Genomic DNA, 11281 nt, shown 5'->3' with positions numbered 1-11281 from the left:
ATTTAAGCTATAATAGAATCAATCTATTCTATCCAACTCAAAAGGGGGAACCGCCACCATGCCCGACATCTTCAACATCCAAAACCTGAGCTACCACCCAGACAACAAACCGATCCTCACCGACATCAACTTAACCATCCCAACCGGTGCCAACCTCACCATCGTTGGCCCATCCGGCTCCGGAAAAAGTACCCTGTTACGCTTACTAGCCACTTTACTCACACCAACGGCCGGCAAGATCCTGTTTCAGGGCCAACCCCAATCCAGCTACCCGAAACAAACCTACCGCCAACAAGTTTCCTACTGCTTCCAGCAACCGACCCTATTCGGCGATACCGTTCAGGATAACCTTAGCTTTCCATTCGAAATCCGCAACCAAGCATTTGACGAAAAACAGGCGCAACAAGCGTTAGCAACGTTGACCTTGCGCCGGAAATGCTGACGCAGCCCATCACCGAACTCTCCGGTGGCGAAAAACAGCGGGTGGCGCTGATTCGTAACCTGATGTTTACGCCGGAAGTCTTGCTGTTAGACGAAGTTACCGCCGGCCTCGATGCCGATACTAAAGCCGTTGTTCACCGGTTGATCAACCAATACCGAGATCAAGGCGTGACCGTCATTGCCGTCACTCACGACGAAACAGAGATTACGGCCGCCGAGCAACTCATTACCATCAAAGCTGGTCGATTGGAGGATGCCCATGAATAATTTAATTGTTAGCCCCACTGCGCTAGGCTTTGCAATCGTGCTCGTCATCATCGCGCTAGCCATTAACTTAAAGGAAAAAATCGGCCTCGAACGCGATATGGTGATTGGCGTCATCCGCGCCGTGATTCAGTTAACCGTCGTCGGTTACGTGTTGACCTACATCATCCGCGTCGACCGCGTCTGGCTCACCGCCCTCATGGTCGCCATCATCATCTTTAACGCCGCGCAAAATGCCAAGAAGCGCGCCAACGGGATTCCCCATGCATTTCCCATCAGTCTACTGGCTATCGGTACTGCAACGCTACTGACCATCGTGCTCCTCGTACTGGCCGGAGCGGTTAAATTCACGCCGAGCCAAATCGTCCCAATTTCCGGCATGATCAGCAGTAACGTTATGGTCGCGATTGGACTAGCCTACCGCAGCATGAACACCAGCTTCCACGACCAGCGGCAAGGCGTCTTGGAGCGACTCGCACTTGGCGCTAATCTGAAACAGGCCTCCTCCCACATTGTCCGCATGGCCATTCGCACCGGGATGTCGCCAACCATCGACTCCGCTAAAACGGTGGGGATCGTCAGCCTACCCGGCATGATGTCCGGCTTGATTTTCGCCGGCGTCGACCCTACCAAGGCCATCATGTACCAGATCATGGTGACGTTTATGTTGCTGGCGTCGACGAGTATCGGGAGCGTCATTGCGTGTTATTTGACGTACACCCAGTTTTATAATGCGGATATGCAGTTGCGCGTATAAGCAAAACGGCGCCGATAACCAACCTTTTCGTTGGTCATCGGCGCCATTTTTTTGACTGCCTATCACTCACCTAACTATGACTTTTTAGTCAACCGGTAACGCCAAACCATCATCCCAATCAGCACCATCAGCAACAGCCAACCCAAGACTGCTACCCAATGATTTCTGAGAAACTCACCAGTTTGTGGCAAAATACCTTTGCTGCTACCGCTCGTGTAAGCCTGTGGTGCCACCGAGCCTGATGTGCCTGTGCCACCAGTGCCGGTATGCGCTTGTGGATTCGCGCCCGTCATGCCAGTTGTGCCGCTACCATCGTCCGTTGCTGGGCCAACGAGTTCTGGCATCGCTTGGTCATCCTCAGTATCCGTATGCGCTAATTCATCATCCGGATCCGTCGTGTCCGCGCGGTTGTAGTAAACCACCAGCGCTGTGCTTGGATCAACTTGGTGCGCAATGCCGGTTACCGTTAAGCCCGTCCGTTCAGGATTGCCACCCTGACTGGTCGTCGTTACGTAGCCGTCCGCACTGTAATCCGTTTCAGCAATCTGGTAGTGGGCACCATTTGGCACTTCCAGTTTAACGGTTTCGTTGTGTTGCAACGTTACCGTCGCTGTGCCGTGATCGTCAAACAGCATTTCGCCACTGACGTACGTGCCGGTTGCCGTTGTCTTCACCACTTTGACGATACCCGTGATTGGTTGTTGGAGGTGGTCGACTAATTGAACCGTGAAGTCGAACCCACGGTCAGTTTCGCCCGCACTGCCTAGCACCGACTTCGTCAATGAGAGCCAAGCCACTTCTGGCGTTGCTGGCTTGTCGTTGATGAAGGTCACGTGCTTCGTCACATCATCGCCAATCGTGATCTGGCGCGTTTCGTTGCCAGCTGTCACGGCTTCAGTACCGATTCGATGAGTCGTGATGAAGTCCGCTAACGGCGTTTCCGTCACGGTCACCACCCGGTTTTCATCAAGGTTATGAATCGTCAACCGTTCACCCGCTTTAAGTGAAACGGCTAATTCGCCCTTCGTTAAATCCAGCCGAATCGTTGTTGCTGCACCGTTAGCAGCCGTTAAGGTCGCTGCGTGTTGCTGGTTGTAGTCGGTATCCACTTCAACCGCACCATCGGCAGCTTCCCGGTAAGCCGTCACCGTGAAGTCGTAAGCCTGTTGTTCATCCGCTTCAGTCACCGCACCCGTCACCTGTTTTTCAATCGACAGGTCACCAGTTTGAACTGCGTTGTTGAACAACACCGTCATCACGCCATCAGCTGTCAGTTCATGCGCATCCGCTTGAAGGCCCGCCGTCAACTTACCGCCATTTAATGACCAACTCGTTGACATGTTGGCAACTTCCGGATCAACTTCGCGCACTTGGTAAGTGTGTAGTGGTAAGCCGTTGACTACCGCATACTGATTCGCTTTAAGTGCCAAGGTTGCCTGACCCTTATCAAATTCAACCGTGTCCTTGTGGAGCAGTTTATCCGTGCCGCGTTGGTAAATCAGCACTGAGTAGTTGCCGTTAAGGTCGAGGAGGTTGGTTGCGTCTGGGGTCGGTGTTTCAGGGGTTGGTTGCGTGTCCGTCGAAGTTTCATCGCCGACTGGTTGTTCCGTTGTGTCCCCATCGCCATCCTCAGTTTCGGTTGGCTGTTCAGTCGTGTCGCCATCATCAGGTTCTGTTCCATCAGTAGTGGCGGTATCGATTGCTTCGATGATGAAGTCGTAACTTGCATCTTCATCGGCGACTGCACCTGTGACTTGTTTTTCGATTTGAAGTTGGCCATCGGGGTCACGGGTGTTCTTGTAGGAAACAACCCGGTCCTTATCAGCTTGAATTTCAACTTCTGGGTAGTTGTCAGTGGTCAAATCTTCATATTTACCACCAGCACCAACTAACCAGCTGGCTGCTAAGTCGCCATCTTCTTCAACGCGTTCTTTAACTGATACCGTGATACTAGTTGGCAAGCCGTTTACAATCGCACTACCGCCACCTTGAATTTGAAGAACCGCTTTGCCATCCTCAAATGTCAGGTCTGGTTGCTTATCGTTGCCGGTTACCTTATAAGTGTTGCCGTTGACGCGATTTGCATCACTTTCATTTACTTCTAGATCAAACGTATAGGTTGCGTTTAGGTCCTTGTCTAATTGGCTGGCAACGTGTTTGTTAACTTGTAATTTGCCAGTGATCAAGCTGTTCGTGTAAACCACTTTTGGCGTCGTCTTTGCCGTCACCTTTGCTGGTTCAGCTTGATAGTAACCGTCAATTGCAGGAATTTCATCTGAGTTAGCATCTTCCTGTCCAGTCACTGTCCAGCTGGTTGCTAAGCCATCAATCGCCTTTTCACTGACAACGTAGTTACCGAGTGGTAAGCCACTGATAATCAGATACTCGCCAGCTTTTAGTTTGATATTGGCTTCACCATTTTCAAACTCAACTTCGTGATCCGTTGCTTCAGTGTCATCACGTTGTTTGATAACGCCATCGTAAGTCTTGGTTAACTGATTATCGTCCTTCGCTTCGATTTTGAATTCGAAGCTTTGGTTAGTCGTCAGGTTTTTACCAATCTTTTCGATGTGTAGTTTACCAGTAATCAAACTATTCGTGTAAACCACCTTTGGCGTCGTCTTCGCCGTCACCTCTGCTGGAGCAGCTTCATAGTAGCCGCCAACTGCGTCAGTTTCATCAGAGTTAGACCCTTCCTGACCAGTTACTGTCCAGCTAGTTGATAAGCCGTCAGTTACTTTTTCACTGATACATAGTCACCAAGTGGTAAACCGCTGATAACTAGATACTCACCAGCTTTTAGTTCGATATTAGCTTCACCATTTTCAAACTCAACTTCGTGATCCGTTGCTTCAGTATCATCACGTTGTTTGATAACGCCATCGTAAGTGTTAGTTAACTGATCATTGTCCTTCGCTTCGATTTTGAATTTGAAGCTTTGGTTAGTCGTCAGGTTTTTACCAATCTTTTCGATGTGTAGTTTACCAGTAATCAAACTATTCGTGTAAACCACCTTTGGCGTCGTCTTCGCCGTCACCTCTGCTGGAGCAGCTTCATAGTAGCCGCCAACTGCGTCAGTTTCATCAGAGTTAGACCCTTCCTGACCAGTTACTGTCCAGCTAGTTGATAAGCCGTCAGTTGCTTTTTCGCTAACGACGTAGTTGCCGAGTGGTAAGCCCGGGATAATCAGATACTCACCAGCTTTAAGCTTGATGTTGGCTTCGCCGTTTTCAAACTCAACTCCGTAATCAGTTGCTTCATTTTTACCACTTTGTCTGAGTTCGCCATCGTAAATACCGGTTAACTCATCGTTGTCCAAAGCTTTAATCTTGAAATCGAAGTCTTGTTTCGTATTTAAGTTTTCACCAATCTTTTCGATATAGAGTTTGCCATCCGGATGACGGGTATTCTCATACTTAACTACTTCGGTCTTTTCATCCGAAATGGTCACGGTCGGACCGTCGCCATCCTGGTCTTCCTTATCGCCATCGCCAACTTGGTAAGTGGTGCTGAAGTTTGCGTCTGACTTTTCAGTGATTCTGACCTGTACGCCTACTGGTAAGCCTTTAATCAACGCACTTTGATTGTGTCTCAGCGTTAATTTCGCTTGGCCGTCTGCGTTGAACGTCAAGTAAGTCAAATCGTGATTTTCAACTTGATAGACTTTGTCTTTAAGCCGTTCAATATCACTGTTCGTCTCAGCTTCAATGGTGAAGTCGAATTCCCTCTCCGAATCAACTGGGTAACTGCTGAGCACTTTCTTATTTAGCTTCAAGTCGCCATTTGGTAAGGCGTTAGTGAAGATTACTGGTTCAACCGTATTCTTATTTTCAAGTGTAATTTCATCAGCAATCAGATCCTTACCGTCAGCATCGCTAGTTTCCCAAGTTGTTTCGATTCCTTTAACGCCATCAGTATTTGGATTAGTTTCACTCACTGTATATTTCGACGTCAGTGGTAAACCGCCAATCATCGCATACTGGTTACCGCGTAACGTCACTTTAATCTCGCCATCTTCAAAGTTGCCCGTTGCTTCTTTAAGCGGTTGGTTATCGCCAACTTTAAAGACACTTATCGTATACTGACCAGCCGTAATCTGAGGATCCGCTTTTACAGTAAACGTAAAGTTCTGATCCGCTTTAACGTCACCCAAAATTAACTTTTCAAGCCGAATCCGGCCAGTCAGCACGTCCGAGTTACGGTAAGTGACCAACGTGGTTTTATCTGCCGCAATCGTCACTTCTGGAATCGCACTTTCTTCATAATCACCGTTATCGATTGACCAATCAGCCGTTAAGTTCGGGTGGTGGGCTTCTTCCACTTTAAACTTAGTTGCTGCTGGTAAGCCGAGAATCTCAACGTTTTCATTGTGCCGTAAATTCACGGTTGCAATGCCTTTATCGTTAAATTCAACCTCTTCATACCGACCGGTTGCTTTAAATGTTTCGCCGGCAACCGAATCTTTTCCTTCAGTTGCGGTGATGGTAAATTCGAAGTCCTTCTTTTCATTAGCCGAGTCATCACTGATTACCAACTTGTTCAAGCGTAGGTTACCAGTATCGGCTGTATTTTTGAAGAATACCATTACTGAATTAGCCTGGTTTTCGTCTAATTTAAACGGTGCCGTTTCTTTACCAGCTAACGGTTTTTCATTGTTCAGCCAAACGAGCGTGTTATATTCATCCGACTCGCTGACTTCTCGAACGATGAATTGCCATTTGTCGCCCTTACCATCTTGGGTAGCTTTGTAGACTGGTAAGTTCTTTAACGTCACTTCTTTATCACTCGCAATGCCGATCTTGGTACTTACACCATTTTCAAACGTGACTTCATTGCCGTTATCCAGCTTGTACGTGCCGTTGAAATCAGTGTCGACTTTCCTTGCGTCACCAGTTCCTGTCACCGCTTGAATCTCAAACTCAAACTTTTGTTTATCGAGATTCTTAACGGACTTGCTGATCACAAGGTCAGCCTTTTTTACGTCCCAGTTTTTGATGACTGGTCGGTGGCCTTTGAGTGCATCATACGAGTCTTTATCGAATTCGAGCGGTGCCATCTGGCTTGATTCATAACCAGCTGGTGTTGCAACTTCAATCAGACGGTAAGTTGGAAAATCGCCTAACAATTCAAACTGAATTTGACCCAGTTCGTTTGACGTCACAACATCGTATGCTTTACCATCAATATTTTTAGCGTCCGTCCAAACGCCCGTACCATCCCGGTCCCACTGCAACTTAAACTTAGCACCAGCAAGTGGCTTATCAGTTTCACCATCGATTTTGGTAAACGCAGCCAAGAAACTGTCTGCCCAAGCAGATGCCGTCACCGTAGCGGTTTTGCTAAAGGTTGGACTGTAACCCTTTCCGCTTAAACTCACTTCGTTCTTGTAACTACCTAATTGATAGTCCTTAACTACCGTCTTATAACGTAATTGTAACGGCCGGTTAACTTGAATTTTGAGGTTGATTGTCATGACATCATCCGTCATATCAACCGTGTAATCCTTGTTACGCTCTAAGATTTCCTGATTGTCTTTGTTAACTTCAAAATCGAAGCCATTTGTACCATCTGAGGTATAGTCAACATCTACCAAGGACACTTCAATGTCATCTAAGTTTGCCGAGTGCACATGCCCCGCGCTCACCTTATCCGTAATGGTTGGTCTGCCGAGGTCTTTGCCAAGCGCATTTAGAAGTACATTCCATGTGATTTGACTGCCTTCTGCTTTTTCAATGGTTTTTTTGCCGTAAACGTTATCGGAACTAAAGCCAACCGTCGCTTCAACTTCGCCGTAAGCTTTCCCACCATACGTCACTACCGCATTATTATGGAAGTCATACTTACTTGGCAGTTCTTTTTGATCGTCACTTGGTCGCCAAGCCATTAAATCAATTGGCGTTGCAAATACTAGTGATAGGTGTCGATACCCTTCAACCTTAGCTTCATCCGTGAACTGAATCGTGATGATTTTACCAGTTTTAGATTCAGGATCATTTTTGATGACTAAGTTGTATTCACGCTTGTCAATTAGCTTGTCTTTAGAGAACGTATACTTATCACCGTTCCGAGTATGTTTCATTTCGTACAACTGGTAAGCATCTTCATCTTCTGGGAATGACAGATATGAAGAATCATTTGCGTTCAGCCAATCCCGAATCTGAACTTCGTTAGTTTGATTTGCACCATGACCAAACGTCGTCCGTAACCGGCTCCCGAAGCCAACTGTCCATTCAACTTGGTTATTGGCGTTTTCTGGGCTTACATCAGACTTATCGAGTTGGATGTCACCGTCTTTGTAAACATTATCGCCAATCTCTTTTTGAATGGTTACACTGCCATCTGCGAAACCAAACCAGTTATCATCGAATCGTGCACCAGCTTCGTTTTTGTAAGTGTAATTTTCACCCAAGTCATCCCAAGCATGTTGGGTCGTTAGTTTAATTGTGATTTCTTTTTCGGAATATGAAGAATCAAAATTAAACTGAATTGCGCCACGTTTTGCATCATTTTCACCTGTCTTAAACTCGTAAAAGTTATCTCCAATAACTGGATATTCTTCAACATACCCTTTACGGAGTATACGGCGCTTCACTTTTATTGCCATCAGCATCTTCGGTGATAACTACAGCTTCAACGTCAGCGATAGTTCTTTCAGGTAAAACATCAACAACTTCAAGCGTATTAAATGCGTACTTCTTTGGATTCACCGTAATGGTCCAGTTAATCGTTGCGTTTTTTTCGTCGTACTTATAATCTAATTCACCGGATTTGGTAATGTACTTATCGCTACCACCAGCGTTTCCTGAATGACTTTCACCATCAAATTCAAGTGACACACTATTTTTAACGTTGGCAATGTTTCCCGCGCCATCTTTTTCAGTCTTGTAGGTTAAGACTATTTTTTGATCCGCGCCATTAACAATTAGTTTGTCACGTAAATCCTTAATATCCGCCTTATCATGTACCTTGAGCGTCATGAACTTGCCTTGATCAGTAATATCCACTTCGAACCAGTCTAAATAATCTACTGCGGTATTCCCAATCTTCATCTCAAGATCTAGTTTGCTCTCACTAAATTTGTGGGCACCTTGAGTTTCATCCTTAATCACTAACCCTTTTAAAAGTTCTTCAACCTGAGTGCTAGGATACTGACTCAAACTCAAAGTGGTCTCAATTTGCCAAGCATAGGTTTTATCTTTATCATCATAACCTTTGTATGATTTACCTACCGAATTGGCCTGAATTGTTGCAGTAACTTCTTTAATATTAAGGTTGTCGCCAATCTTTCCCTTAACACCATTCTTAAATTCAGTATTACTACTACCTTTATACGTTGTCACAAACGTAAATACCAGATTGTCTTCCACCGCAACATCTTTCGTACCTTTAATTGTTAAGCGATTACCTGCAACTTCCGGCTTAAAGTAATCACTCACATCCTTACCATCAGTTTCATACTCTGCAGTGAATCGAAGATTATCCTCATTTAAATCGTGGTTATTCGTCTTCAACTCATCCGTTAACGTAATATCACTGAATTGAATTTTCTTACCCACTTTGGCTTCGCTAGTATCCATTCCAATCGTCCAGCGAATTTCTTTACTACCCACGAATTGACCAGATTTTGCTAACAGGCTCTTTTCTTCAACCGGTGTTGCCGTCCAAATTGCGCCGTCGTTATATTCAAATTCAATATCGTCACCAGGAATCGTTACTTGTTCGATATCCATGACGTAGTTCACAGTCGTAATTTCAATTTTATCGCTAGTGAGTTTAACGGTAACCGTATATTCGTTCTCACCAGTCTTCTTGAGACTATATTGGCCTAATGTATCGCCGCTATTCTTATCCAGAATATCTTTACTCGTGACTTCATTTTCGATTTTGAGACCAGTAATTTTAAACGTATAGTAGTCGTTAACGGCTAATTTATGCTTACCTGCTATCAGTTTACGAATCGTACCCGTATCCCATTCATAGTGCAGCGTAAAATTAGCCTTATCTGATACGTTGATTTTATCGCCGTCCTCAACGTTGATTGTTTCTTTGGTATCTGTATCCGTTAACTGAACCCGATTGAAAAAGCTATTCGCGGGACCATTATCATTTTTGAGAAATTCCGCGATGTTTTTCCCGGTCGTATCCAGTTTACTATCTTTACTTTCCCGTTCCTCACCATTCTTCGATTCTTCAGTGGCTTCAGCCGACCGCGTCTTCATAGTCATCCTAGTCTTCGCAGTCTCCTTAGCCTCATCCGCTTCCTGCTGTTCCTTCTCCTTCTTAGCAGCCGCGGCTTTTTCAGCCTGTTCCTTAGCTTCAGCTTCCTGCTTAGCCTTGTCTTCAGCCGCTTTCTTTTCCGCGGCCTTCTTTTCCGCTGCTTCAGCTTCAGCCTTCGCCGCAGCATCCGCTTTGGCTTGTTCTTCGGCTTCCTTTTGCGCTGCCGCATCCGCTTCCTGCTTGGCAGCCGCAGCTTCGGCCTCTTCTTGGGCTTGTTGGGCAGTTAAATACTGATCGAGGTTCGCCAAAATATTGCCCGGCAAGCCCGGATCACCCGTAATCTCAGCCACTGCATCGTCCGTTGCATCTTCGTTCAATACCGTCAACGGTTGGAGGTAGTCAGTTGCACTCCCCACCGCAATGGGTAACTGCATTTCCGTCATTGCGTGGTTGACACGGACCGGCAATTCAACCTTGAACGTTGCGGTATTTGTCACGTTCTGCCAGCTTAATTGCAGCTGATTGTTCGATAATTTTTCATAAACTAAACGGGCGTTATCTGCCGCTGTTTCTGGCTCAAACGTCGCTTTCTTTTCCAATAGTGTTAATTGTTGCTCCGGCACCCAGAGTTGAGTCGTCCCAGACTCGTGGTCACCGTCCTTATTATTGATGGTCAAATTGACCACCAACTCGTGCTCGCTTCCCGCCTTCACCGTTGCGGGGGCCGTGTTATCCTTATCGATTAGCCTCGCGGATTGAATCTCGATCCGTTTGGTATTGCTGGCTAATGCTTGCACACTTTGATAGCACGTGCCGAATACTAACGTGACTACCGATATGACTTGAATCAGCATTTTAGTCACCATGGTCGTTCGCTCCTTTTCAGTTTGATATCAACACGGTCTTATTCCATGCATTAAGCGTAACAAATACATATGCCCGAATTATTACCAAAATTTGAAATAACTATGAAGCGCAAATGAGTTGCATTTTGGGTCAGATTCTGGTTTTTGAGTTGGTGGCTGTGGTGTTAGTTGGTAAGGATTGCGTGACTTTCTTACTTTAGGATTTGCGTGTAAGCCCGTGTTACTTTGGGACTGTTATGTAGCCTAAACGTGTTCCGAGAGGCAGGGACTTGCACCTAAGGGACTTCCACCACATACTCGACAAAAAAAGCCACTGACCTACATTCCTGCAGTATCAGCGGCTTTCCCCTAACTCGCTACCTGATTCTGGTCGACGATCTTCCAGCCATCAAGCAACTTGTCACTATTAATATATTGTTCTACGACCCACTTAGGTCGCTTAGTAATTTGGGTAACCGTTTGAAGGCTATCCGTCCGGTGCACAATGTGCTCGTTTGGTCTGGTGACAACGTAACGTTTTGCCACACCCAAGCCCCCCTTTTCAAAGCCAAGGAAGTTACACAACTCGATTTCTTACTCGATCACGTACCGGTCATACGTTGTAGTTTAACACTTCCAATTGAAAATTACAGGCGAACAGTTCAAATTAATTTTTAGTCGTGAACGCATTTTCAACCGTTTTCATTGACCTGACGCCGTTTCGTAAGATGTCAAATAGATTACTTTTTAACCAAAT

The 11281-nt window shown here is 46.0% G+C and carries 5 protein-coding genes and 1 pseudogene; 2 read left to right on the top strand and 4 right to left on the bottom strand.

Going from position 1 to position 11281, the window contains the following annotated elements; genetic code table 11:
- The first annotated feature begins 58 nt into the window (after positions 1-58).
- Positions 59-708 (top strand): annotated as a pseudogene (locus JCM2765_RS17780) (ABC transporter ATP-binding protein).
- Complete coding sequence (locus tag JCM2765_RS02565) at positions 701-1462, top strand: ABC transporter permease (RefSeq protein ID WP_054733385.1); 762 nt, start codon at positions 701-703, stop codon at positions 1460-1462. Before JCM2765_RS17780 ends, JCM2765_RS02565 begins: the two are co-directional and overlap by 8 nt.
- Before the next feature lie 74 nt (positions 1463-1536).
- Here JCM2765_RS02565 and JCM2765_RS02560 read toward each other — a convergent pair whose 3' ends face one another.
- The 4 genes from JCM2765_RS02560 to JCM2765_RS16985 all read right to left on the bottom strand — a co-directional run bounded on the left by JCM2765_RS02560 (position 1537) and on the right by JCM2765_RS16985 (position 11070).
- Positions 1537-4095 (bottom strand): DUF7601 domain-containing protein, encoded by a 2559-nt coding sequence (locus JCM2765_RS02560; protein ID WP_054733383.1) that lies wholly within the window; start codon positions 4093-4095, stop codon positions 1537-1539.
- A 101-nt stretch (positions 4096-4196) separates the two neighbouring features.
- On the bottom strand, positions 4197-8066 hold the full coding sequence (locus tag JCM2765_RS02555) for a prealbumin-like fold domain-containing protein (RefSeq protein ID WP_156301650.1): 3870 nt from the start codon (positions 8064-8066) through the stop codon (positions 4197-4199).
- Positions 8032-10545 carry an adhesive domain-containing protein gene (locus tag JCM2765_RS02550; RefSeq protein ID WP_054733378.1) on the bottom strand — a complete coding sequence of 838 codons (2514 nt, stop codon included), beginning with the start codon at positions 10543-10545 and terminating at the stop codon, positions 8032-8034. The genes JCM2765_RS02555 and JCM2765_RS02550 overlap by 35 nt, the downstream gene beginning before the upstream one ends.
- Positions 10546-10893: 348 nt before the next feature.
- The gene (locus JCM2765_RS16985; protein WP_156301649.1) at positions 10894-11070 is read right to left on the bottom strand and encodes a hypothetical protein; all 177 of its coding nucleotides are present in this window, start codon (positions 11068-11070) and stop codon (positions 10894-10896) included.
- Positions 11071-11281: the final 211 nt, after the last annotated feature.

This window comes from Secundilactobacillus similis DSM 23365 = JCM 2765 (assembly GCF_001311075.1).
GTDB lineage: Bacteria > Bacillota > Bacilli > Lactobacillales > Lactobacillaceae > Secundilactobacillus > Secundilactobacillus similis.
Note: the sequence above shows the minus strand (reverse complement) of the source record. Positions and strands in the feature narration are given on the sequence as shown.

What these genes read in the sequence shown, in the direction of transcription:
- JCM2765_RS02550 (WP_054733378.1), bottom strand. Translation starts at nt 10,545, where the DNA reads ATGGTGACTAAAATGCTGATTCAAGTCATATCGGTAGTCACGTTAGTA.
- JCM2765_RS02555 (WP_156301650.1), bottom strand. Translation starts at nt 8,066, where the DNA reads ATGGCAATAAAAGTGAAGCGCCGTATACTCCGTAAAGGGTATGTTGAA.
- JCM2765_RS02565 (WP_054733385.1), top strand. Translation starts at nt 701, where the DNA reads ATGAATAATTTAATTGTTAGCCCCACTGCGCTAGGCTTTGCAATCGTG.